Below are 23,519 nucleotides of genomic sequence, written 5' to 3'. Positions count from 1 at the left end.
AGCAATGAGCGACACGATCGCCACGCTGCCGGTGGTCGTCGAGAACGACGGCCGGGAGTTGACCGAGCTGATCGCCGCCCGCCGCGCGGAGCTGCGCGCGAGCCTGATGGAGCACGGTGGGCTGCTGTTCCGCGGCTTCGACGTCGGCGGCGTCGAGGGCTTCGACCGGGTGGTCCGGGCGCTGTCCGGCGAGCCGCTGGTCTACACCGAACGCTCGTCGCCCCGGCACGCCATCAAGGGCCGGGTGTACACCTCGACGGACTACCCGCCGGACGAGGAGATCTTCCTGCACAACGAGAACTCGTACCAGGCCCGCTGGCCGCTGACGCTGTTCTTCTACTGCATCACCCCGCCGGAGACGCAGGGCGCGACCCCGCTCGCCGACGTCCGCCGCGTGTACGCCGAGATCGACCCGGCGGTCCGCGAGGAGTTCGTGCGCCGGCGCTGGATGCTGGTGCGCAACTTCCACGCCGACTTCGGCACCCGCTGGCAGGACGTCTTCAACACCGAGGACCGCGCCGAGGTCGAGGCGTACGCGGCGGCGAACCGGATCGAGCTGGAGTGGCAGGGCTCCGACGGGCTGCGCACCCGGGCGGTGCGGGACGTGGTGCACCACCGGCCCGGCTCGGACACCCCCCGCTGGTTCAACCACGCCACGTTCTTCCACGTCAGCACCCTGCCGAAGGACTACCAGGAGGGGCTGCTGGCCATGTTCGGCCCCGAGGGGCTGCCGTCGAACACCTACTACGGCGACGGCGGCGAGATCCCCGCCGACGTGATGGACCACCTGCGGGCCGCGTACCGGGCGGCCAGCGTCCGCTTCGACTACCAGCGCGACGACGTGCTGGTGGTGGACAACATGACCGCCGCGCACGGGCGGGAGCCGTTCACCGGCCCCCGCAAGATCGCCGTCGCGATGGCCGAACCGCACACCCCCGAGAGCGCTGGAGAGAAGTGATGGCCGAAACCCGATTCCTGGTCGTCCGCAACGACGAGGAGCAGTACTCGATCTGGTCGGCCGACCGCGACCTCCCGGCGGGCTGGCACGAGGCCGGCTTCGCCGGCACCCGCGAGGAGTGCCTCGCGCACATCGACACCGTCTGGACGGACATGCGCCCGCGTTCCGTGCGGGAGGCCAACCGGTGAGCGCGAGGAGTGCAGCGGAGCGGAGCCCCGCAGTCGCGAACGAAGGATGGCACCGATGAGCACCGCGAAGGAGTGGACCTTCCCGGCCTCCTACGCCCAGGAGCGGGTGTGGATGGCCAACCAGCTCGACACCGACTCGCCCGTCTACAACGTCTCCAGCCCGTGGCGCTTCCCGGTCGGGATCACCCCGGAGCAGGCCAACGACGTCTTCGGTCAGGTCGTCGCCCGGCACGAGTCCCTCCGCACCCACCTGCGGATGGACGACGGCACCCTCACCCAGGTGGTCCGCGCCGCCGAGCCGGTCGCGCTGCCGGTCGACGACCTGCGCGGCCTCGCCGGGCCGGAGCGCGACGAGAAGGTGACGGCGCTGTTGAGCGGGCTGGCCCGCACGCCGATCCCGCTGGACGCGCCGCCGTTGTGGCGGGCCCGACTGGTCCGGCTCGCCGACGACGAGGTCGCGGTGCTGTTCGTGGTGCACCACGCGGTCTTCGACAGCCACTCGGCGGTGGTGTTCACCGACGAGCTGGCCGCGTTCAGCCGGGCCGCGCTGACCGGCGCGCCCGCCGACGTGCCCGAGCTGCCCATCCAGTACGCCGACTTCGCCGTCTGGCAGCGCGAGCAGCTCACCGGCGCGGAACTGGACCGGCAGCTCGCCTTCTGGCGGGGCCACCTGGCGGGCGCGCCGCCGGCGACCGCCCTGCCGCTGGACCGGCCCCGTCCGGCGCAGCTCGGCTTCGCCGGCGACGAGGTGCACTTCGACCTCCCCGACGGCCTGCTCGACCGGGTCGGGACGCTCGCCGCCGGCTCCGCCGCCACTCCGTACATGGTGCTGCTGTCCGCGTTCACCGCGCTGCTGTCCCGGATCTCCGGCGACGACGACGTGGTGGTGGGCGTCTCCACCGCCGGCCGGGACACCGCCGAGGTGACCCCGCTGATCGGCATGTTCGTCAACCCGGTCGCGCTGCGCTGCGACCTGAGCGGCGACCCCACCTTCGCCGAGCTGCTCGGCCGGGTGCGCCTCGGGCTGGTCGACGCGATGGAGCACGGCTCGACTCCGTTCCAGAAGATCGTCGAGACCGTCGCGCCGCAGCGGGACCCGTCGGTGCAGCCGATCTTCCAGACCGCGCTGAACTTCATCCCGGACTCCGGGCTCGACCCGGTGGCGCTGGGCACCACCAAGGACGACCTCGCGTTCGACATCACCACCGGCGCAAGCCGGCTGGTCTACCGCACGGAGCTGTTCGACCGGGCCACCGCCGAGTCGGTGGTCGCCCGGTACGTCCGGCTGCTCGCCGCGGCCGTCGCCGACCCGGCCCAGCGGATCTCCGCCCTGCCGCTGCTCGACGACGCCGAGCGGGACCTCGTGCTCGCGGGCTGGAACGACACCGCCCGCGAGGTGGCGCCGTCGACCCTGGTCGCCGAGTTCGAGCGGCAGGTGGCGGCCACCCCGACCGCGCCCGCCCTGGTCCGCGACGGCGTGACGCTGTCGTACGCCGAGCTGAACGCCGCCGCGAACCGGCTGGCGCGCACGCTGGTGGCGCGGGAGGCCGGACCGGAGGCCCGGGTCGCGCTGGCCCTGCCCCGCTCCGTGGAGCTGGTGGTGGCGATCCTCGCGGTGCTCAAGTCCGGCGCCGCGTACGTGCCGGTGGACACCGGCTACCCGGCCGGGCGGATCGCCTACCTGCTGGCGGACTCCGAGCCGGCGCTGGTGCTCGCCACCCGGGAGACCGCCGGGCTGGTGCCGGCCGGCGCGCTGGTGCTCGACGGCCCGGTCGACGGCGACGACGGCGACCTGACCGACGCCGACCGCACCGCTCCGCTGCGCCCCGGGCACCCGGCGTACGTGCTCTACACCTCCGGCTCCACCGGCCGCCCGAAGGGCGTGGTGGTGGAGCACCGGGCCGTCACGGCCTACCTGGCCTGGGCCCGGGACACCTACCCGGGGCTGGCCGGCACGGCGCTGCTGCACTCGCCGGTGTCGTTCGACCTGACCGTCACCGGCCTGCTCGGCCCGCTCACCGCCGGCGGCACCGTCCGGCTCGCCGCCATCGACGAGGCCGCGGCCCGCGTCGGCGACCGGCCGGCGTTCCTCAAGGTCACCCCCAGCCACCTGCCGCTGCTCGACGCCGAGCTGTCGCCGACGACCGACCTGGTGATCGGCGGCGAGGCGCTGACCGCGGAGCAGCTCGCCGACTGGCGGGCCGCCCACCCGGGCGTCGCCGTGATCAACGAGTACGGCCCGACCGAGGCGACCGTGGGCTGCGTGGCCGCCCGCGTCGCGCCGGGGGAGGAGCTGCCGGCCGGCGCGGTGTCGATCGGCCGGCCCACCTGGAACACCCGGGTGTACCTGCTCGACGCCGCGCTGAACCCGGTCCCGCCGGGCGTGGCCGGCGAGCTGTACGTCGCCGGCGACCAGTTGGCCCGGGGCTACCTGCGCCGGCCCGGCCTCACCGCCGAGCGCTTCCTGCCCTGCCCGTACGGGCCGCCGGGTCAGCGGATGTACCGCACCGGCGACCTGGCGCGCTGGCGGGCCGACGGCACGCTGGACTACCTCGGCCGCCGCGACAACCAGGTGAAGATCCGCGGCATGCGGATCGAGCTGGGGGAGATCGAGTCGGCCCTGCGGGCCCGGCCGGACGTCCGCGAGGCGGCCGTCGTGGTGCGCACCGACACCGGCGAGCCGACCCTCGTCGGCTACCTCGTCGGCACGGCCGACGAGGCGACGGTCGCGGCCGACCTGGCCCGGGAGCTGCCGGCGCACCTGGTGCCGGCGGCGTTCGTCCGCCTCGACGCGCTGCCGCTGACCCCGAACGGCAAGCTGGACACCGCGGCGCTGCCCGCCCCGGCCGCCGCCGAGGCCGCCGACGCGTTCGTCGCCCCGCGCACCGACGCCGAGGCGCTGGTCGCCGAGGTGTACGCCGAGATCCTCCAGGTGGACAAGGTCGGCGCGCTGGACGACTTCTTCGCCCTGGGCGGCAACTCGCTGCGCGGCATGCGGGCGATGGCCCGTATCCGGGCCGAGGTGGACGTGGACCTGCCGATGCGGGCGCTCTTCAGCACCCCGGTGGTGGCCGACCTGGCCGCCCAGATCGAGCAGCGGATCGCCGCCGAGCTCGACGAGCTCTCCGAAACCGAGGTCGCCGCGCTGCTCGCGGCGGAGAAGGACACTCCCTGATGACCGACCTGAAGGATCCGGCCCGGGACGCGGCCCGGCAGGCGCTCATCGCGCAGCGCCTGCGCAAGCGGCAGGCCGCCACGCCCACCGCCCGGATCACCCCGCGTCCGCCGGACGCCGAGGTGCCGCTGTCGTACGCCCAGGAGCGGGTCTGGTTCATGGACCAGCTCGCTCCGGGCGAGGCGGCGTACCACATCGCGGTGCCGCTGCGGGTGCGCGGGCCACTCGACGTCGCGGCGCTGCGCGCCGCGCTGGCCGGGCTGACCCGGCGGCACGAGTCGCTGCGCACCCGGTTCCCGGCCGACGCCGACGGCCGGCCCACGGTGGTGGTCGCCGACTCCGTCGAGGTGCCGCTGACCATCGTGGACGCCCCCGACGAGGCCGCCGCGCAGGCTCTGGTGGACGCCGCCGCCGCCGAGCCGTTCGACCTGGCGCGGGGCCCGCTGCTGCGCGCCCTGCTGATCCGGCTGGCCGCCGAGGACCACGTGCTGTTCCTCGGCAAGCACCACATCGTCGGCGACGGCTGGTCGGTCGACGTGCTGTTGCGCGACCTGATCACCCTCTACCGCGGCGGGGAGCTGCCGGCCCTGCCGATCCAGTACGGCGACTTCGCCCACTGGGAGGCCCGGGAGCTGGACGGGCCGGCCGCGCAGGGGCACGTGGAGTGGTGGAAGCAGCGGCTGACCGGGATCACCCCGCTGGAACTCCCGCTGGACCTGCCCCGACCCGCCACCCAGACCTACGCCGGCGACTTCGTCGAGTTCCGGCTGGACCGGGCCGCCACCGACGGGCTCGTCGCGCTCACCCGTTCCTACGGCGGCACCCTGTTCATGACGCTGCTCGCGGCGTACCAGGTGCTGCTGGCCCGGCACGCCGGGCAGGACGACTTCGCCGTCGGGGCGTCGGTGGCCGGCCGTTCCGCGCCGGAGCTGGAGAACGTGGTCGGCATGTTCATCAACATGCTGCCGATGCGGGCCGAGCTGGCCGGCGACCCCACCTTCGCCGAATTGCTGGAACGCACCCGGCGTGCCGTGCTGGACGGGCTGGAGCACGGCGAGGTGCCGTTCGCCAGGGTGGTCCACGAGCTGGGCCTGCCCCGCGACGTCAGCCGCTCCCCGGTGTTCCAGGCGATGTTCGTGCTGCAGAACTACGAGATCGGCCGGTTCAACGAGGTCTCCGACGCCAGCGACGTCACCTTCGCCTGGACCCCGATGGAGCTGCGCGCCACCCGGTTCGACTTCGAGCTGCACGCGGTGGAGATCCGCGACGGGCTCTACGGCAAGCTGGTCTTCAACACCGACCTGTTCACCCGGGACACGGTGGAGCGGATGGCGCGGCGGCTCAGCACGCTGCTGCGCGCGGTGGTGGCCGCCCCCGACACCCCGATCTCCGCGCTGGACCTGCTCCCGGCGGACGAGCGGGAGCTGCTGGCGGGGTGGAACGCCACCGCCGCCGACTTCCCGGCCGCCCAGACGCTGCACGGGCCGATCGAGGAGCGGGCCGCCCGCACCCCCGACGCGGTGGCGGTCACCTTCGAGGGCCGCGCCGTCACGTACGCCGAGCTGAACGCCGCCGCCAACCGGATCGCGCACCGGCTGCGCGCCGCCGGCGTGGGCCCGGAGACCCTGGTCGGGATCTGCGCGGAGCGCTCGGTGGAGCTGGTCGCCGGGCTGCTCGGCGTGCTCAAGGCCGGCGGGGCCTACCTCCCGCTGGACCCGGAGTACCCGGCCGACCGGCTGGCCTTCATGGTCACCGACGCCGCGGCGCCGGTGGTGCTGGTCCAGGAGCACCTGCGCGACGTGCTGCCGGACACCGGCGCCACGGTCCTCGCCCTGGACGACGAGCGGGTGTGGGCGGACCAGCCGACGGACGACCCGACGCCGACGGCCGGCCCCGGGCACCTGGCCTACGTCATCTACACCTCGGGTTCCACCGGCCGGCCGAAGGGGGTGCCGAACACCCACCGGGGCATCGTCAACCGGCTCGACTGGATGCAGAAGACCTACCGGCTCGGCGCCGACGACGCGGTGCTGCAGAAGACCCCGGCCAGCTTCGACGTGTCGGTGTGGGAGTTCTTCTGGCCGCTGCGCGAGGGCGCCCGGCTGGTCCTCGCCAAGCCCGGTGGGCACAAGGACGCCGGCTACCTGCGCGACCTGCTGGTCGCCGAGGGGGTCACCACCGCGCACTTCGTGCCGTCGATGCTGACCGTGTTCCTCGCCGAGGAGGGCGTCGAGGCGGCGACCGCGCTGCGTCGGGTGATCTGCTCGGGCGAGGAACTGCCGCTGGCCTCGGCGGTGGACTTCACCGCGCGGCTGCCGTGGTGCGGGCTGCACAACCTGTACGGCCCGACCGAGGCGGCCATCGACGTCAGCTCGTGGCACTGCGACCCGGCTCTGCTGGCCGGGCTGACCAGCGTGCCGATCGGCGCGCCGATCGCCAACCTGCGGCTGCACGTGCTCGACGAGCGCGGCGAGGAGTGCCCGGTCGGGGTGGCCGGCGAGCTGCACATCGGCGGGGTCGGGCTGGCCCGCGGCTACCACCGCCGGCCGGCGCTGACCGCCGAGCGGTTCGTGCCGGACCCGTTCTCCGGGGAGCCGGGGGCCCGGCTGTACCGCACCGGCGACCTGGCCCGCTGGCGGATCGCCCCGGGTGGGACCGGCGGGGTCATCGAGTTCCTCGGCCGCATCGACCACCAGGTCAAGCTGCGCGGCCTGCGCATCGAGCTGGGCGAGATCGAGAGCGCGCTGCGCGAGCAGCCGGAGGTGGCCGAGGCGGCGGTGATCGTCCGCGAGGACAGCCCCGGCGACAAGCGGCTGACCGCGTACGTGGTCGGCGCGGCGGAGCACGCCGCGCTGAAGTCGGCGCTGAAGGAGACGCTGCCCGAGTACATGGTGCCGAGCGCGTTCGTCACCCTGGACGCGCTGCCGCTGTCGCCGAACGGCAAGCTCGACCGCAGGGCGCTGCCCGCGCCGGTGGTCACCCGCGAGGCGTCCGTGGCGCTGGTGGAGCCGCGCGACGACACCGAGCGGCTGCTGGCCGGGATCTGGTCGGAGGTGCTCGGCGTCGAGACGCTCGGCATCGACGACGACTTCTTCGACCTCGGCGGGCACTCGATGCTCGCCACCCAGGTCGTGGCGAAGATCCGCAAGGCCGAGCACGGGGGCCGCCCGGTCGGCGTGATGGACCTCTTCCAGCAGCGGACCATCCGCGAGCTGGCCGCCTTCATGTCCGGCAGCGCCGAGGCCGACGGGCCGCGCCGGCTGCTCTACGAGCTGACCAAGCCGATCCCGGCGGCGAAGCGCGTGCTCTCGTACGTCTGCGTCCCCTACGGCGGCGGCAGCGCCATCGTCTACCAGCCGCTGGCCGACGCGCTGCCGGCCGGGCACGCGCTCTGGTCCCTCGCGATCCCCGGCCACGACGTCGGCCTCAGCGAGGACGGCCTGCCCTTCGACGAGCTGACCAGCCGGGTCGCCGAGGAGATCCTGGAACGCGTCGAGGGGCCGATCGCCCTGTACGGGCACTGCGGCGTCGGTAGCGCGATCGTCGCCGAGGTGGCCCGCAAGGTCGAGGCGGCCGGGCGGGACCTGGAGGCGCTCTACATCGGGGCGATGTTCCCGTTCGCCCGCCCCAAGGGCGCGTTCGCCACGCTGCGCAACCGGCTGGAGCAGTTGCGCAGCAACCGGCACTACGCGAGCTGGCTCAAGTCGATGGGCGTGGACACCGACGAGCTGGACCCGGAGCAGGCGGACCGCATCATCAGCAACATGCGGGCCGACTCCCGGGCCTCGGAGGAGTACTTCACCGGCCTGCTGGACCGGCGGGCGCCCAAGCTGCGCGCGCCGATCATCTCGGTGGTCGGCTCGGAGGACCCGGTCACCGACTACCACTCGGAGCGGTACGCCGAGTGGCAGTTCCTCAGCGACACCCTCGGCCTCGTGGTGCTCGACCAGGCCGGGCACTTCTTCCTGAAGTACCGGGCCGAGGAGCTGGCCGAGATCGTCACCCGGGTCCACCCGGCGGTCGTGGCCGGGGACGTCTCGGCCCTCACCCCGGCGGCCCGGGGCGAGGACGCCGGCTGGGCCGTGCTCGACCACCAGCGCGTCGGCGTCGACGACCGGCCGGAGAAGGCGGTGGTCAAGCCGTCCATGGCCCGGTTCGTCGCGGTCACCGTCGGGCAGCTCGTCTCCACCACCGGGTCGGCGCTGACGGCGTTCGCCCTGCCGATCTGGCTGTTCACGCAGACCGGCTCGGTGGCCAACCTCGGGCTGCTCTGGGCGCTCGCCCTGATCTGCGGCGTGCTGATGCTGCCGATCGCCGGGGCGATCACCGACCGGGTCAGCCGCCGCAAGATCATGATGGTCGCCAGCAGCAGCGCCGGCTCGATCCAGCTGGTGCTGGCCGCGTTGCTCTGGACCGACAACCTCCAGCTCTGGAACATCTACCTGCTGGTGGCGTTGAGCCAGGTCGCCGGATCGTTCCAACGCATCGCGTTCCAGTCGGCCGTGCCGCAGCTCGTGCCGAAGCGCTACCTCGGCCACGCCATGGGCATCACCCAGCTCACCAACGGCTTCGCCATGCTGCTGATGCCGGTCTTCGCGGCCGGTCTGCTGGCCGCCATCGAGCTCAAGGGCATCCTGCTCATCGACGTGGCGAGCTACGCGGTGGCGGTGCTGACCCTGGCCGTGGTCCGCTTCCCCGACCTGCTCGGGTGGCGGCCCAAGGAGCGGCTGCTGGTGGCCATCGCCAACGGCATGCGCTACTCCTGGCAGCACAAGGGCTTCCGGTTGATGCTCGGCTACTTCGCGCTGGGCAACATCTTCCTGGCGCCCGCCCTGGTGCTCACCACGCCGCTGGTGCTCTCCTTCGGCACCGCGACGCAGGTGGCCCAGGTGGCCCTCGCCGAGGCGCTCGGCGCGGTCGCCGGCGGTGTGCTCATGTCGCTCTGGGGCGGTCCCCGGCACCGGCGCATGATCGGCGTGCTGATCGGCAACCTCGGTACGGCGGTCGGCTGCATGCTGATCGGCCTGGACGCCTCGGTGGCGATGATCTGCGTCGGCGCGTTCTGGCTGGCGATGGCGATGACCACGGCGCAGTCGATCTACGCCACGATCGTCCAGGTGAAGGTGCCGCAGCGCTTCCACGGCCGGGTGTTCAGCCTGAACCAGACCATCTCCTGGTCGACCCTGCCGATCGGCTTCGCGCTGATCGCCCCGGGCGCGACCGCCCTGTTCGAGCCGATGCTCGCCCCGGGCGGGGCGCTCGCCGGCTCGGTGGGCGCGGTGATCGGCACCGGTCCGGGCCGGGGCATCGGCTTCGCGTACGTCTGCTTCGGCGCGGCGCTGGTGCTGATCACCCTCGGCGGTTTCGCGATCCGGCTGCTGCGCCGGTTCGACATCGAGGTGCCGGACTCGCTGCCCGACGACCTGATCGGTGCGCAGGAGCGGGAGAAGCGCCTCGCCGCCCGCGCCGCCGAGCGTGCCGAGGAGAAGGTGCCGGCAGGGGTGTGAGTGTTTCCTCGGGGGCCCGGTCGGCCGGGCCCCCGGGGCTACTCGCCGTCGAACAGGTCGTCTTCGCCGTCGTGCCGGTCGGCAAGGTCGGCCTCGGGCACGTCCTTCGGGTCGGCGACCCAGGCCGAGAAGACCGGCAGGCCGTGCCACGGGCCGGCCGCGTCGCCGCCGGGCCGGCCGTCGGTGGCGACCGCGACCACGGCGTACGGGTGGCCGAAAGCGTAGCTCGGCGATCCGGACGACTCCCATCGGCGGCGAGCTGGTGATCCCGGCGTAGGCGGTGACCGCGGCCGCCTCGAAGCCGTACCGGCCGTAGCGGGCCATCGCGACCTGCGCCGCCGCGAATTCCAGTCCCGGAGCGTCCAGCAACTCGCCGAACACCGCCGTGACGGCGGCGAAGCCCAGCCCGGGCTCGGCCAGGTCGTGCCGGCTCTCGGCCGACCAGCAGGGCAGCACCGCCGTGAGGTGTTCGCCCCGGCCGTTCGGCGCGTACGTCGCGGAACGTTCCTCCCGCAACGCCCACAGCGGCCCGTCGCCCAGCGGAAGGTCGTACAAGGAACGCCGATCCGCCGGCAGCTGATGCCTCGGCGTGGCGGCGGCGACCGCCGCGACCTCGTGGGCGGCGGCGAGGACGTCCCCGGCCGCCACGTCAGGTGCCGCCGCGACCGACACCACCAGCAGTCCGGCCTTGCCGTCGGGGGTGCCGGCCGATCGGGCGGGCGCGGCGTGCACGGCGACGGTGCCGGCCCGCGCGGTGTCCACGATCCAGCACCGGTGGCCGTGCTCCGGAGTGCTCAGCGCGCGGCTCAGCCGCCCGGCCCAGGCGCTGCCCGGCCCGAGCGCGTCGGCCGGTGCCACGTCGAACGGGTCCGTCCAGGAGATCCGGGTCGCCAGCGCGCTGGCCAGGACCAGCAGCACCTCCGGATCGACCTTCAGCGGAAACGCCTCGATCAGGCCCAGGGTGTGCTCGCGGGCCCACGCGTCGAGACCGGCCTGGTCCGGCACCGGGCCGGTGGCGGACGGCTCGGGCAGGGTGGCCCGCCACCGGCCGAGCGCGCCGGTCCCGTAGTCGGGCCGGTGCCAGAACGCGGTCGCCGACGGCACCAGCGGATGCGGCGCCTGCAGCAGGGCGCGGGCGGCCTCGGCGGCGGTCTTGGCGTCGGTGCCGAGCACCTCCTCCAGCGCCGCGCGGGTCGCGCCGGTGGCCGCCGGCGCGGCGAGCGCCAGCAACAGCCAGGCCCCGAGCGGGGACGCGACGTGGTGCCCGCCGCCAGCGCTGGCGTGCAGGCGTTCGGCGTACCGGGCCAGGGGGATGCGGATATCCGTCGTCACCGCTCCACTGTGCCCGCTCGTCGGCGCGCGTCACCACCATCGGCCGACCGGTTTCCGGTGCGGTCAGGACCACAGCTCGAACGGCTCGTCGATCTCCTCGCCGGCGAGGAAGGGGGTCAGCAGCCGGGGAAGCTGGCCCGGGTAGAACCGTTCACCGCTGGCCACCACCTCGGTGACCGGCCACCACCGGAACCCGAAGTAGTCCTCCACCTCGTAGTCGAGCCGGTGCGCCTCGTCCACGTCCGGCCCCGGCCCGGCGAGCCGCACCGGGACGATCACCTCGTCCTGGAGGTGCCGCCGCTGCCGGTGCACGAAGCTGGCCCGCCGCCGCCAGGTGGGCGGACCGATCCGCGCGGGGTCGGCCACGATGCCAGTCTCCTCGCGCAACTCGCGCACCGCCGTGTCCAGGTATGTCTCGCCGGGATCCATGCCGCCGCCGGGCAGCTCCCACCAGGTGCCCAGCCGGGGGTGGTCCGGGTCGCGGGTGTGGAACAGCAGCACCCGGTCATCGGCGTCGAGCACCACCACCCGCACCGCGCTGCGCTCGACGACGGGCAGGTCCCGGGGCAGTTCGATCACTTGTCCATCATGCCCGTAACAAACCCGGGACTAAGGGGCGGCTGGCTTCTCACCGGCCAGGTGGACGGATCGGGCCGGCGTGCGTCCCGACTGCCGATCTCGGGTGTCTCGGCCCGCTGGGCAGATCATGCATCCTCGGACGGGTGAAGAAGTCGCGCCCCGCCCGGCTGTCGGGCATCTACGCCTCGGACGTCCAGGTGTTCCGTTTCTATCCCGACGGCCTCGTGCTCGACGTGCTCGTGAAGCCGGCCCCCGACGCCTCCCACGGGCCGGCCATCGCCCGGTGGCTGCGCCGCGAGTCGTCCCTGGACGGGGTCCATGCCGCGCGGTACGCCGCCCACGGCGGCCGGATCTCGTTCACCACACCCGGCCACTTCGGCGGGGGCGGCGTCGAGATGAGCGGGACGTGGCGGGCCGGCCGCCTCGTCCTACGGGCGCGCGACGGCGGGCGCGCGGCACCGGAGCGACCCTTCCGCCTGATCTGGCCGGCGCGCACCTGACCCCCGCCAGGCAATTCAGGCTCAGTCAGGCACGGGCTGGGCCGACGCCCGCCCCACCCGCACCGCTGGCCCCCTCACGGTGCCGCCCAGCTCTCCGGTGCCGAGACCTGGAGGTGCCGGTCCAGGTTCGCCACCAGATCGTCGGCGCCAGCGGGTACGACCTCGTCGGCCCAGGTCCGCAGTTGCCGCAGGAACCCGGCGAGGTCCGCCTGGACGCCGTCGAGGAGTCGCATCAGCTCGTCGACATGGACGTCCACGTGCGGAGCACGCTCCTCGTCCGCCCAGACCCGGATCGTGCCGTCCGCGCGGTGCTCCACCCAGGGGTCGGGGTCGTGGCCCTGGTCCGGCGACGCCCCCGACGGGATCTCGTACCAGGCGCGCCAGTCCTCGAGACCGCTGCAGCAGCCCGGGTCGATCCGCGCCCCCGTGCCCGGGTCGGTGAGGCGCAGGCCGCCGGGCACCACGAGGGAGCCCGGCTCCGGCCCGGCCGCCGCCACGGGCAGCACGGCGGTCAGCGGATCGTCGCCCCCGGGCCACGCGGTGCGGTCGTCGAGGTGGTTGTACGCCGCGATCCGCGCCACGGCGGTGCCCACCTCGGCGGCGGTCAGCGCACCGGAGAGCGCCAGCCACGGCCCGACCTCGGCCACCGGCCAGAGCGTGAAGTCGTCGAGGGGGTCCACCTCCAGCACCGGCTGGAGGATCGGCACGTGCCGCGCCGGTCGCCGCGGCACGGCACCGGCGGCGCCCCGCCTCGCCCTGGAGCGGAATCCCCTCACGGGATCGTCGCGCCGACGACGGCGGCCACGTCGGGCGGCAGCGGGTACGGGCGCTCCGGCGGCAGCAGGGCCTGGGCGGCGGAGTCGTCGCCGGCCTCCAGCGCCGCGCGCACCGCGTGGGCGGTCGGGGTCACGTCGGTGAGGGTGACCAGCCACTCGTCCACGTACCGCCGCACCGCCTCGCCGGAGAGCCCGACCTGGAGCGAACGGTGTGGCAGCGGGGCCAGCCGCAGCGACCGCTCCGGGTCCCACTGCACCCGCACCGGGCTGGCGCGCAGCCGCCGCGACCAGGTCTCCCGGTCCGGGTAGCGGTCGCGGTCGAAGCTGCTCAGGCACGAGTGGGCCAGCGCCCACTCGAAGCCGGAGCGGGTGATCTGGACGGCCAGCACCCGCTCCTGCCCGGGCTTCGTGGCCCAACCGCAGCGGTACATCATCCAGCGGAACGACGGCTTGATCCAGGTCATCCGTTCCCGCCGGAACGGCGGCACGAAGCGGCCGGCGGCCAGCGCCGCGCGGGCGATCTCCGGCGGGTACGCCTGGTACACGGTCACGGTGTCGGCGGTGAATTCGGCGCGGACCTGATGGGCGGGGACCGTCATGCCGCCGATCCTGATCGACCGCCGAGCCGAGGTCCACCGGTTTGTTCCGGTCCGGCCCGGCGGTGCGGCGGGGGTTACCAACTGCTCGCGATTAGGTGGTCTCTAGCGTTCTTGTGGACGCTGTGGTGGCCGGTGAACTTGAAGGAGTGGGCGGCATCTCAGGGCATCGCGTACGTCACCGCGCCGCGGCAGTACGCGGCTGGGACGCTGCCCGTTCCTACTTACCGGCTGGGCCGACTCATCATGGTGGGCGAGCCGCTACCTGCTGCCTCGGCTGGCGCCGAGCGGGTGGTGGTGTACGCCCGGGTCTCGTCCGCCGAGCAGCGCGTCGACCTTGACCGGCAGGTTGCTCGGGTCGTCACGTGGGCGACCGGGCAGGGCCTGCCGGTGTCGCAGGTGGTGACCGAGGTCGGATCCGCACTGAACGGGCGTTCTGCGTCGAGGTCGAGCGGGCCGAGCGCAGCCGGACGCGCCCGCAGGCGGTGGTCGGGGATTACCCACCTGGCGGTGTTGTCCACCGGCGAGATGGTGCTCAACCCCCGGCACCTGGACGAGGCGGCCCAGCGGATGCGGCGTCTCGCCCGGCAGATGTCCCGGCGCGTCGGGCCGGACCGGCGCACCGGTCAGCGGCCCTCGAATCGGTGGGAACGCGCCCGCAAAACCTGTTCGGACTGTGGCGCGGTGAAAGCCAAGCTGCCGCTGCGTGTCCGAATCTACCTCTGCGACTCTTGCGGCTTGGCCCTCGATCGGGACCTGAACGCCGCGCGTAACCTCGCCGCGCTCGCGCGTGAGGTCACCACCGCCGGGAGTGGCTCGGTGGCAGGACGTGGAGCCGACCCTAAGACCCGCCCCGGCGGGCCGGTGGCCGTGAAGCGTCAACCCGGCCCCGCTCAGGCGGATAAGACCGGGACCGTCCCGCCGCAAGGCGGGACATGCCCATCAGTCGCTGAAACGCACTGACAGGTAACGGATAGGCTGCCGGTCGTGGCAGGTCTTCTCAGGAGTGTGGCGGCGCGCATCGGCGGCGTCATCCCGTCGCCCCGGCGGCCGGGCCCCGCGCCGGCGCGGGTCGCCCGGCGGCGCCAGGTCGCCGCGCTGCAGCGTCGGGAGCTGACGTACGCCCCGGAGCTGGACGGGCACGCCGACCCGGGCGAGATCGTCTGGACCTGGGTGCCCTACGAGGACGACCCGCGCCAGGGCAAGGACCGCCCGGTGCTGGTGGTGGGCCGGCACAGCCGGACCCTCTTCGGACTGATGCTCTCCAGCCAGAGCGAGCGCGACGGCCAGCGGCACTGGCTCGCGCTCGGCCCGGGCGGGTGGGACCGGGACAACCGGCCGAGCTGGGTGCGCCTGGACCGGGTGCTGACCATGCGGGAGGACAGCATCCGCCGGGAGGGCGCGGTGCTGGACCGGGCCCGCTTCGACCGGGTCGGGCAGGCCCTGCGCGCCGGCTACGGCTGGCGCTGACCGGGCTCGCGGAGCGGGGCGCGGCCGGCGTCGACGGTCAGGCCGGTTCCCGGCTGGGCCCGACCCCGGCGCCCTTCGCGTCCGGCGGCGGGTACGGCTGCTCGGCCAGCAGGCGGGCCAGGTGCGCGCTGTTGAGCGCCAGCGCCTTCGTGGTGCGGCCCGTGGTGTCGGGCTTCGGCCTGGCGTCGATGTAGTCGACCTTGTGCAGCGCCTCGCCGACCCAGTAGGTGGCGCCGGCGGCGGGGCAGGTGAAGCCGACCTCGTTGAGGGCCTGCTGCACCTCGCCGATGGTGTGGTGCGCGCCGTCCTCGTTGCCGACGACCGCGACGCCGGCCACCTTGCCGTAGGTGAGCAGCCGGCCCTCGGCGTCGGTCTCGGACAGCTCGGCGTCGAGCCGTTCGAGCACCATCTTGCACACGGCGGACGGCTGGCCGAGCCAGATCGGCGTCGCGATGACGAGGATCCGCGCGGCCAGCAGCTTGGCGCGGATCGCCGGCCACCCGTCCCCACCGCCCTCGTCGGTGGAGACCCCGAACCGCACGTCGTGGTCGACGACCCGCACCAGCTCGCCCTCGACGCCCTGGGTGCAGAGGGCGTCGAGCACCTCGCGTCCGAGCACCTCCGAGCTCGACGGGGCGGGTGACCGCTTCAGGGTGCAGTTCAGGACCAGAGCCCGGATGGTCGCCACGATCGTTCCTCTCGGCCGCGCCACGCTGAATGCCACGGCATACCCGGCAGCCGGCCCGAGACACGCCGAAACCACGTCGGCTCGGGGAATCCGGGTGCGTCGGGCGGCGCCACGACGCCAGGGTGACCGACGACGCGCCGGACGGTGCTCGCGCGCGGCGGCGTGGACCGGACATCGTCCGTGGTCAGCACTCCGCGAGGCGGGCGGTGTCAATGAGCTGCCGGGGCGCGCGCGTCGACCCGAGGCTCTTGGACCGGTACATCGCCGCGTCGGCCCGGTCGAGCGCCTCGGTGAGCTGCCCCGGGCCGGTGACCGGCGCCAGCCCGACGGACGCGGTCACCCGGACGCTGAGGCCGCCGAGGGAGATCGGCGCGGCGAGGCTCTCGCAGAGCCGGCGGGTGGCGTGCTCGATCCACCGGCGGTCGATCGTCGGGCTGGCCAGCAGGCCGGCGAACCGCTGGGCCACGCTGACCAGCACCTGGTCGCCGGCGGCGTGCCCGTAGCGGTCGTTGATCTGCTTGAAGTCGTCGAGGTCGAGCACCACGGCGATCAGCGGCTGCCCGGCCGCGTCGGTGAGCAGGGTGGCGGCGATCCGGTAGAACGCGCGGCGGTTGGGCAGGCCGGTGAGGGGGTCGTGGCTGGCGGCGTGCCGCTCGGCGGCGAGCTCGGCCTGGAGGTGCCGGATCTCGGCCTCGGCGCGCAGCGCGCGGCTGCGCAGCTGCCAGGTGGTGAGGAGGGCCCCCGCGGCGCAGACGCCGGACGCGACGGTGAGCGGATCCGGCACGAGACCTCCCATCGCCACGATGTCCGCGGCCCCCCGGCGCGCCGCGAGCCGCGCCCGTTCCGGGCCTTGTCGTCGCTGGTGGCAGCCCAGCTATCGGTAACTCTGAGTGAACGGATGGGTACCGTACACGTGCGTTATCATGCTCGCTGTCCGATGCAGATGCAAGAGCAGATGCACGTGCAGCCAGCCCTCCCGTCGATGCCGTGCGACTCTCCGCAGCCCCGCCGCGCGGCAGCGGCGGCCCGCGGAGAGAAAGACGCCCCATGCAGCAGCCACCGAACGGCGTTCCCACCACCCAGTTGCCCCCGCTCAACTGGCAGAAGAGCCGCCGGAGCAACCCCAGCGGCAACTGCGTCGAGCTGGCCGAACTGCCCGGCGGCGCCGGCATCGCCCTGCGCAACTCGCGGCACCCGGAAGGGCCCGCGCTGATCTACACGGTGGACGAGATCGCCGCGTTCGTGCACGGCGCCCGTGACGGTGACTTCGATCACTTGATCGACTGATCCTCCGCCCGTCGGCCGGGCCGACCGCCCGTTGCGGCGGAGTTCTCCTCACTCACGGTTCATGGCATGCTTACACGTCGGCCGGGGCTGGGGCTCCCGCTCGGCACGAACCGGCATGCGGAGGGCGGCAGTGACGATGGTTTCCGCCGAGGGCGGTCCGGCTACCGGACCCACCGTGCTGCGCATGCTGCTCGGCGCCCAGTTGCGCCGCCTGCGCGAGTCCAGCGGGGTCACCCGGGAGGGCGCCGGCTGGGAGATCCGGGCCTCCGAATCCAAGATCAGCCGGATGGAGCTGGGCCGGGTCGGCTTCAAGGAACGCGACGTCGCCGACCTGCTCACCCTCTACGGCGTCACCGCGCCCGACGAGCGCGAGGCGCTGCTCAAGCTCGCCCGGGACGCGAACAGCCCCGGCTGGTGGCACCGCTACGGCGACGTGCTGCCGAGTTGGTTCCAGTCGTACCTCGGCCTCGAGGCCGCCGCCGCGCTGATCCGCTCCTACGAGGTCCAGTTCGTTCCCGGCCTGCTCCAGACCCGGGAGTACGCCCGGGCCGTGGTGCTGCTCGGCCACGCCCGGGCCGCGCCGGCGGAGATCGAGCGCCGCGTCGCCCTGCGCATGCAGCGCCAGCGGCTGCTGCGCCGGGAGAACCCGCCGCTGCTGTGGGCGGTGGTGGACGAGGCCGCCCTGCGCCGGCCCATCGGCGGCCCGGAGGTGATGCGCGGCCAGGTGACGGCGCTGATCGAGGCGACCAGGTCGCCCCACATCCGGCTCCAGGTCGTCCCGTTCGCCGCCGGCGGGCACGCCGCCGCGGGCGGCGCCTTCACGATCCTGCGCTTCGGCGACCAGGACCTGCCCGACATCGTCTACATCGAACAGCTCACCAGCGCGCTCTACCTCGACAAGCGCGACGACCTCGACTACTACGCGGCGGCGATGGAACGGCTCTGCGTCGAGGCCGAGCCGCCGGAGCGTACGCCGGAGATCCTCGGCCGGCTCCTGGACGAGCTCTACCCGGGGTGACCCGCCGCGGGGCCCTGCCCGGGACGGCGATGCGGTTACCATGGTCGCCGACCGGCGACAGTGGACGGACGCCACCGGTGGCGGTTGGCGCAGAGTCGTGGAGGCAGCCTTGACCACCGACGCCCCGGGCGCGACGACCGGCCACGCCCACCCGAGCGACCGCATCGACACCCCGGTGGCCCACCCCGCGCGCCGCTACAACTACTGGCTGGGCGGCAAGGACAACTTCCAGGCCGACCGGGACTCCGGCGACGCGATGGCGGCGGCCTTCCCGACCATCCGCACCGCCGCACTGGAGAACCGTCGCTTCCTCCAGCGGGCCGTGCGCCACCTGGCCCGGGAGGCGGGCATCCGCCAGTTCCTCGACATCGGCACCGGCATCCCGACCGCCGACAACACCCACGAGGTCGCCCAGGCGGTCGCTCCCGGGTCGCGGGTGGTCTACGTCGACAACGACCCGATCGTGCTCGCGCACGCGCGGGCGCTGCTCACCAGCTCGCCGCAGGGCGCCACCGCCTACATCGACGCCGACCTGCGCGACCCGGAGAAGATCCTGCGCCACCCCGATCTGCTGCGCACCATCGACCTGTCCCGGCCGGTCGGGCTGATGCTGGTGGCGATCCTGCACTTCGTCCCCGACGGCGACGACCCGTACGCCGTGGTCGCCCGGCTGCTCGACGCGCTGCCGCCCGGCAGCTACCTGGCGGCCTCCCACGCCACCCACGACCACCTGCCCCCGGAGGTCGCGCGGGAGGCGAAGGCCGCCGGCCGGGGCGGCGGGCCGCACGGCGTGATCAGCCTGCGCAGCCTGGCGGAGTTCACCCGGTTCTTCGACGGGCTCGAGGTCGTGGAGCCCGGCGTCACCTCGGTCGCCGAGTGGCGCGCCGAGGACGCCCCGCGGCCGCGGCCCTCGGCGGCCGAGGTCAGCATGTACGGGGCGGTGGCCCGCAAGCCCTGACCCGCCTGCCGCCCCCGGCCCGCCCGGTGGGGCGGACGCGGGTGCGCCCGCTTCGGTCTAGACGCGGGAGCGGTGGCTGGCGACGCGGGCGCGTGAGGAGCAGGTGGCGGAGCAGTAGCGGCGCGGGCGTCCGGGGCTGTGCGTGGGGAAGACGCGATCGCACCCGGGCGCCTGGCAGACGCCCAGCGGTGGCTGCTGGGTCTCGGCGGCGAGGATGGCCAGGGCCAGCGCCGAGGAGGCGGTGAACCACTCGGCCCAGTCGGCGGCGTCGCCGCTGTCGACGTGCAGGTGCCAGGGGGTGCCCTCGTGTGCCGTCAGCCGCGGCGGCCGGCAGTCGGCGAGCACGTCGTTCAGTCGTGCGCAGGCCTCGTCGAGTGAGCCGGCCCGGGCGACCGCGCGGAGCCTGGCGGCGGCGTCACGCAGCCGGCGGGCCTCGTCGGGCGTGAACGACGACACCGTCTCCCCGTGCGCCTCGAGGGCGGCGCGCATGTCGCCGTCGTCGGTGTCGGCCGCGTTGATCACGTCGGCGCAGCGCCGTACCGCGGCTTCCGCCCCCGCCTTGAACATCGCCATGGCACCAGTCTATGTAACGTAATACCCGTGGCAAACCGTTACACGGTCATGGCTCCGCTCGGCGCGATCGCGTCCCGCGCCGGGGACGAGATGGCCGGCACCGCCATCCTCCTGTTCGCCTACGGCGGGTCCGCAGCCGATGACGGCGCCGCCGTGTTCGGGCTCCTCGCCGTCGCCGCGGCGGTGGGCGGTCCCCTGCTCGGGGTCTGGCTGGATCGGGCTCGCTCCGGCGGCCCGCTGGCCCTGTCGCTGGCATCGTTCACGGTCGGGCTGGCGGGGGTCGGAGTCGCGCTGCACCACCGGCACGAGGAGTTGGCCATGGTGGTCGCGGTCCTGGCCGGGCTCTTCGGGCCGGCCGTCGCGGGCGGCTGGTCGGCATCGCTCACCCACCTCGATGCTGCCCGGGCGCAGCGGTTGGCCGTCCTCGACGCGAGCTCCTACAGCCTCGCCGGGCTGGTCGGCCCGGCGTTCGCCGGTGTCGCGTACGCCGTCGCGGGGCCTGGCGCGCCGCTGGTGCTGACTCTCCTCCTGCTCGGGGCGGGCACCGTGTGCGCGCCCTTCGCGCGCGTGCGGCGTCACGAGCGTCCCGGTGCGGAGTCTCGTCCGCTGGCCGACCTGCGCCGGGGCGTCGCCGTGCTCACGCGCCAGCCCGGGCTGCGGGCCGCGACCCTGTCGTCGTGCGTGGCCTCCTTCGGCTTCGGGGTGTTCGCCGTCCTCGTCCCCGCGATCGGGCAGGAGCAGTTCGGCAGCCCCGCCGCCGGATCGATCCTGCTGGCGCTCGTGGCGGCGGCGGCGCTGGCGTCGAACGCCCTCCTCACGCGCCGTGGCGCGCTGCGGCGCCCGGGACGGGTGCTGGCCCGGGCCACCGTGCTGGTCGGGCTGGGCATCGCGCTCGCGGCGGCCGGCCACCCGGTCGCCGCGATCCTCGCGGCCCTGGTCATCGGCGCGGGCGACGGGCCGCAGCTCGCCGGGCTGATCCAGATCCGTCACCAGGAGGCGTCCGCCCGCCTGTGTACCCAGGTCTTCGCGACCGGGGCCAGCCTCAAGATCGCCGCGTCGGGCGTCGGCGCGCTGGCCGCGGCTCCCCTCCTGCACGCCGGCCTGACCGTCGCGCTCCTCACGGCTGCCGCCGCCCACCTCGTCGCGGCCCGCCTCGCCGGAGGCGCCGGCAATCACCCGGGCGAGGGCCGGACGTCGCCCGTCCTCGACGCCGCCCGTCCCGGCCGTATTGACCGCGTCGACTCCCACCGCTAGCCTCTGTATCGATCCAGACTGAATCGATACAGAGGAGCGCGCGGTGAAGCCGACCCTGCAGGCCGTCGCGGACGCCGTCGGCGTCTCCCGCAGCACCGTCTCCAACGCCTACAGCCGCCCCGACCAGCTCTCCGCCGCCCTGCGCCAGCGCATCCTCGACGCCGCCCGGCAGCTCGGCTACCCCGGTCCCAACCCCACGGCCCGGTCGCTGCGGCGCGGCTGGGTCGGCGCCATCGGGGTGCTGTTCGAGTCGCAGTTGTCGTACGCCTTCACCGACCCCTTCGCGGTCCGCTTCCTGGCCGGCGTCGCCGGGGCGGCCGAGCGGCACGGCACCAGCCTGCTGCTCGTGCCGCTGCCGGCCGACGAGGCGGCCGCGCGGCGGGCGGTGGAGAACGCCGCCGTCGACGGCTTCTGCGTCTACTGCGTCGGCGACGAGGGTTGGGTCGTCGACGTGCTCCGCGACCGGGGCCTGCCCGTCGTCACCACCGTGCCCCGCGACGACGCCGGCCCCGACGACCGCTACGTCGGCATCGACGAGCGCGCCGCCGCCCGCGCCATCGCCGCGCACGTGGCCGGGCTCGGCCACCGCCGGGTCGCCCTGCTCGGCGACGGCGTCCGACCCGGCGCGGCCCCGGGCGAACTGCGCCTGCCCGACGTGGCCGCCGTCGCGCACCCCACCACCCGGGCGCGGCTCGCCGGCTTCGCCGACGCCTTCGCCGAGGTCGGCGTCGCCTGGCCCGAGCTGACCCTGCTCGCCGCCACGGGCAACAGCCGGTCGGCCGGCACCGCGGCCGTCGCCGCCGCGCTCGCCGCGCCCGAGCCGCCGACGGCGGTGCTCGCCTGCTCGGACGTGCTCGCCCTGGGCGTCCTCGACGCGCTCGCCGAGGCCGGCCGGCCACCGGTCTCGGTCACCGGCTTCGACGACATCGCCGAGGCCGCCGCGGCCGGCCTCACCACCGTGCGGCAACCCGCCGAGGAGAAGGGGCGCATCGCCGCCCGGCTCCTGCTCGACCCGCCCGCCGACCCGGCGGCCGGCCACGTCCTGCTGCCCACCGCACTCGTCGTCCGGACCTCCACCGGACCCGTCCCGAGGAGCTGACCATGGAACAGCCCACCGGCTTCGTCGTCGCCATCGACGCGGTGACCCGACACGTCAACTCCGCCCGGCCGGACGCGCCGGTCCGCGCGGAGCGCCCCCGCGCGGCGCGTCTCGCCCCCACCCGGCTGGCCGCCGCCGGCGCCCTGCGCCGGCTCGCCGACCGGATCCAGCCGCCGCCGCTGCCCGCGCCGCGGCGCTGCTCCTGACCCGTCGCCGGCCGCGCGGGGTGGCCCGCGCCACCCGCGCGGCCGGTCGTCCGGCACCATCGGGGACGACCGGCCCGCAACCGGGCACCGCGGGTGGTGTTCGCCCCCGCCGGCCAGGCAGACTGAACGGCTATGTCGCCGTTCTCGCCCACCCTGCGGTTGCACGACCGGTACGTCCTGCGCGAGCGCATCGGCCTCGGCGGGATGTCCGAGGTGTGGCGCGCCGACGACGAGGTGCTGCACCGCCCCGTCGCGGTCAAGGCCCTCGCCGGGGAGTTCGGCACCGACCCGCACCTGCGGGCCACCATCCAGCGCGAGGCCCGCGCCGCCGCGCGGCTCACCCACCCGCACGTCACCCAGGTGTACGACTACGGCGAGGCGACCCTGGCCGGCGCCGTCGTGCCGTACCTGGTGATGGAACTGGTGCAGGGGCGCAACCTCGCCGACCGGCTCACCGACGGGCCGCTCGCCTGGCCCGACGCCGTCCGGATGGCCGGTCAGGTCGCCGCCGCGCTGGCCGCCGCCCACCGCATCGGCGTGGTGCACCGCGACATCAAGCCCGGCAACGTCATGCTCACCGAGACCGGCGCCAAGGTGCTCGACTTCGGGATCGCCGCGCTCGCCGGCCCGGACCACCCGCTCGCCGGGCAGACCGGCGAGCTGCTGATGGGCACGCCCGCCTACTTCGCGCCGGAGCGGATGCGGCCCGGGCCCCCGAACCCGGCCAGCGACGTCTACGCCCTCGGCGCGCTGCTCTACCGCGCCCTCACCGGCCGTGCCCCGCTGCCGGTGCGGACCTGGGAGGACGCGCTGGAGGTGCACGCCGGGAACCCGCCCGTGCCGCCCCTGCGGATCCCCGGGCTGCCCGCCGACGTCGCCGACCTGACCCTGGCCTGCCTCGCCGCCGATCCCCACCGCCGGCCGACCGCCGCCCAGCTGGCCGCCCGCTTCGCCGGCGGCGCGCCCGCCGACCGTCCCACCGCCGTCCTGCCGACCCTGCCCGCTCCGGCCGCTGCGCACCCGCCCACGCTGGTCGACCGCTCGTCGCCTGCCCCCGCCGGCCGGCCGGGAGCATTTGCCGCCGGCCGCGCGGTCGCGCACACGGCCGCCGGCCGCGCGGTCGCGCCCGCCGGCCGGCCGCCGGCCGCCGTCGGTCCGCGGCCCGTCCCGGGCACCGGACCGCAGGGCCGGGGTAACCGGCCGATCATGGCGCTGGTCGCCGTCGGCGCCGCGCTGCTCGTCGGCCTCGTCGGGGTGCTCGCCGTCGGCGACGACGCAGATCCGCCGCCCGCCGCCGCCCCGTCCGCGGTCACGCCGGCGGAGCAGCCGACCGCCGCCCCGCCGCCGGCGTGACC

At 74.7% G+C, this 23,519-nt stretch carries 21 protein-coding genes and 1 pseudogene; 15 read left to right on the top strand and 7 right to left on the bottom strand.

All coding sequences use genetic code 11. The annotated features are described in order from the left end of the window. Positions 1–4 precede the first annotated feature (4 nt). The 4 genes from ACSNOB_RS01595 to ACSNOB_RS01580 are packed head-to-tail and all read left to right on the top strand — an operon-like array spanning position 5 to position 9,828. On the top strand, positions 5–958 hold the full coding sequence (locus ACSNOB_RS01595; RefSeq protein WP_436684718.1) for a TauD/TfdA family dioxygenase: 954 nt from the start codon (positions 5–7) through the stop codon (positions 956–958). Beyond that, positions 958–1,146, top strand: a complete 189-nt coding sequence (locus tag ACSNOB_RS01590) for an MbtH family protein (protein ID WP_393110977.1) — start codon at positions 958–960, stop codon at positions 1,144–1,146. The genes ACSNOB_RS01595 and ACSNOB_RS01590 overlap by 1 nt, the downstream gene beginning before the upstream one ends. Positions 1,147–1,201: 55 nt before the next feature. Next, complete coding sequence (locus tag ACSNOB_RS01585; protein WP_436684716.1) at positions 1,202–4,321, top strand: non-ribosomal peptide synthetase; 3,120 nt, start codon at positions 1,202–1,204, stop codon at positions 4,319–4,321. Continuing rightward, complete coding sequence (locus ACSNOB_RS01580) at positions 4,321–9,828, top strand: non-ribosomal peptide synthetase/MFS transporter (protein WP_436684715.1); 5,508 nt, start codon at positions 4,321–4,323, stop codon at positions 9,826–9,828. Before ACSNOB_RS01585 ends, ACSNOB_RS01580 begins: the two co-directional genes overlap by 1 nt. A 38-nt stretch (positions 9,829–9,866) precedes the next feature. On the opposite strand, the gene ACSNOB_RS01575 is transcribed toward ACSNOB_RS01580, so the two are convergent. After that, a complete protein-coding gene (locus ACSNOB_RS01575; RefSeq protein ID WP_436684713.1) occupies positions 9,867–10,028 on the bottom strand; it encodes a hypothetical protein in 162 nt (53 codons plus the stop codon). A 1,195-nt stretch (positions 10,029–11,223) separates the two neighbouring features. After that, positions 11,224–11,739 (bottom strand): NUDIX hydrolase, encoded by a 516-nt coding sequence (locus ACSNOB_RS01570; protein WP_436684712.1) that lies wholly within the window; start codon positions 11,737–11,739, stop codon positions 11,224–11,226. 143 nt (positions 11,740–11,882) lie between these two features. On the opposite strand from ACSNOB_RS01570, the gene ACSNOB_RS01565 reads away from it, so the two are divergent. Further along, entirely contained in the window at positions 11,883–12,239 is a 357-nt protein-coding gene (locus ACSNOB_RS01565) for a hypothetical protein (RefSeq protein WP_436684711.1), read from the top strand. A gap of 74 nt (positions 12,240–12,313) precedes the next feature. On the opposite strand, the gene ACSNOB_RS01560 is transcribed toward ACSNOB_RS01565, so the two are convergent. Beyond that, positions 12,314–12,946 (bottom strand): hypothetical protein, encoded by a 633-nt coding sequence (locus tag ACSNOB_RS01560; RefSeq protein WP_436684709.1) that lies wholly within the window; start codon positions 12,944–12,946, stop codon positions 12,314–12,316. 65 nt (positions 12,947–13,011) lie between these two features. Beyond that, on the bottom strand, positions 13,012–13,614 hold the full coding sequence (locus ACSNOB_RS01555; RefSeq protein WP_436684708.1) for a DUF4291 domain-containing protein: 603 nt from the start codon (positions 13,612–13,614) through the stop codon (positions 13,012–13,014). A 132-nt stretch (positions 13,615–13,746) separates the two neighbouring features. Here ACSNOB_RS01555 and ACSNOB_RS01550 point away from each other — a divergent pair. The 3 genes and pseudogenes from ACSNOB_RS01550 to ACSNOB_RS01540 all read left to right on the top strand — a co-directional run. After that, a pseudogene (locus tag ACSNOB_RS01550) lies at positions 13,747–14,043 on the top strand (recombinase family protein); the annotation flags it as partial. A gap of 96 nt (positions 14,044–14,139) precedes the next feature. Beyond that, positions 14,140–14,574 (top strand): zinc ribbon domain-containing protein, encoded by a 435-nt coding sequence (locus ACSNOB_RS01545; protein ID WP_436684809.1) that lies wholly within the window; start codon positions 14,140–14,142, stop codon positions 14,572–14,574. A 24-nt stretch (positions 14,575–14,598) separates the two neighbouring features. Beyond that, complete coding sequence (locus tag ACSNOB_RS01540; protein WP_436684707.1) at positions 14,599–15,081, top strand: type II toxin-antitoxin system PemK/MazF family toxin; 483 nt, start codon at positions 14,599–14,601, stop codon at positions 15,079–15,081. A gap of 37 nt (positions 15,082–15,118) precedes the next feature. Here ACSNOB_RS01540 and ACSNOB_RS01535 read toward each other — a convergent pair whose 3' ends face one another. Together ACSNOB_RS01535 and ACSNOB_RS01530 are read right to left on the bottom strand one after the other, a co-directional pair. Further along, positions 15,119–15,769, bottom strand: a complete 651-nt coding sequence (locus ACSNOB_RS01535) for a flavodoxin family protein (protein WP_436684706.1) — start codon at positions 15,767–15,769, stop codon at positions 15,119–15,121. 184 nt (positions 15,770–15,953) lie between these two features. Next, positions 15,954–16,553 (bottom strand): GGDEF domain-containing protein, encoded by a 600-nt coding sequence (locus ACSNOB_RS01530; protein ID WP_436684705.1) that lies wholly within the window; start codon positions 16,551–16,553, stop codon positions 15,954–15,956. Between the two features lie 263 nt (positions 16,554–16,816). On the opposite strand from ACSNOB_RS01530, the gene ACSNOB_RS01525 reads away from it, so the two are divergent. The 3 genes from ACSNOB_RS01525 to ACSNOB_RS01515 all read left to right on the top strand — a co-directional run bounded on the left by ACSNOB_RS01525 (position 16,817) and on the right by ACSNOB_RS01515 (position 19,032). Next, positions 16,817–17,056 carry a DUF397 domain-containing protein gene (locus ACSNOB_RS01525; protein ID WP_436684704.1) on the top strand — a complete coding sequence of 80 codons (240 nt, stop codon included), beginning with the start codon at positions 16,817–16,819 and terminating at the stop codon, positions 17,054–17,056. A gap of 136 nt (positions 17,057–17,192) precedes the next feature. Then, a complete protein-coding gene (locus ACSNOB_RS01520; RefSeq protein WP_393111110.1) occupies positions 17,193–18,074 on the top strand; it encodes a helix-turn-helix domain-containing protein in 882 nt (293 codons plus the stop codon). A 109-nt stretch (positions 18,075–18,183) separates the two neighbouring features. Then, positions 18,184–19,032: an SAM-dependent methyltransferase gene (locus tag ACSNOB_RS01515; protein ID WP_436684703.1), complete on the top strand. Its 849-nt coding sequence runs from the start codon at positions 18,184–18,186 to the stop codon at positions 19,030–19,032. 57 nt (positions 19,033–19,089) lie between these two features. Here the strand turns inward: ACSNOB_RS01515 and ACSNOB_RS01510 are convergent, their stop codons facing one another. Beyond that, positions 19,090–19,605 (bottom strand): CGNR zinc finger domain-containing protein, encoded by a 516-nt coding sequence (locus tag ACSNOB_RS01510; protein ID WP_436684701.1) that lies wholly within the window; start codon positions 19,603–19,605, stop codon positions 19,090–19,092. Positions 19,606–19,632: 27 nt separating this feature from the next. On the opposite strand from ACSNOB_RS01510, the gene ACSNOB_RS01505 reads away from it, so the two are divergent. The 4 genes from ACSNOB_RS01505 to ACSNOB_RS01490 all read left to right on the top strand — a co-directional run bounded on the left by ACSNOB_RS01505 (position 19,633) and on the right by ACSNOB_RS01490 (position 23,517). Beyond that, positions 19,633–20,859 (top strand): MFS transporter, encoded by a 1,227-nt coding sequence (locus ACSNOB_RS01505; protein ID WP_436684700.1) that lies wholly within the window; start codon positions 19,633–19,635, stop codon positions 20,857–20,859. Between the two features lie 43 nt (positions 20,860–20,902). Next, a complete protein-coding gene (locus tag ACSNOB_RS01500; protein WP_436684699.1) occupies positions 20,903–21,958 on the top strand; it encodes a LacI family DNA-binding transcriptional regulator in 1,056 nt (351 codons plus the stop codon). 2 nt (positions 21,959–21,960) lie between these two features. Then, entirely contained in the window at positions 21,961–22,164 is a 204-nt protein-coding gene (locus tag ACSNOB_RS01495; protein ID WP_436684698.1) for a hypothetical protein, read from the top strand. 132 nt (positions 22,165–22,296) lie between these two features. Beyond that, positions 22,297–23,517: a protein kinase domain-containing protein gene (locus ACSNOB_RS01490; protein ID WP_436684696.1), complete on the top strand. Its 1,221-nt coding sequence runs from the start codon at positions 22,297–22,299 to the stop codon at positions 23,515–23,517. Positions 23,518–23,519 lie beyond the last annotated feature (2 nt).

The sequence above is a fragment of the Micromonospora sp. URMC 106 genome (assembly GCF_051386395.1).
Lineage (GTDB): Bacteria > Actinomycetota > Actinomycetes > Mycobacteriales > Micromonosporaceae > Micromonospora.
The sequence above is the reverse complement of the archived record's forward strand: the minus strand, read 5'-3'. Positions and strand labels throughout refer to the sequence as shown.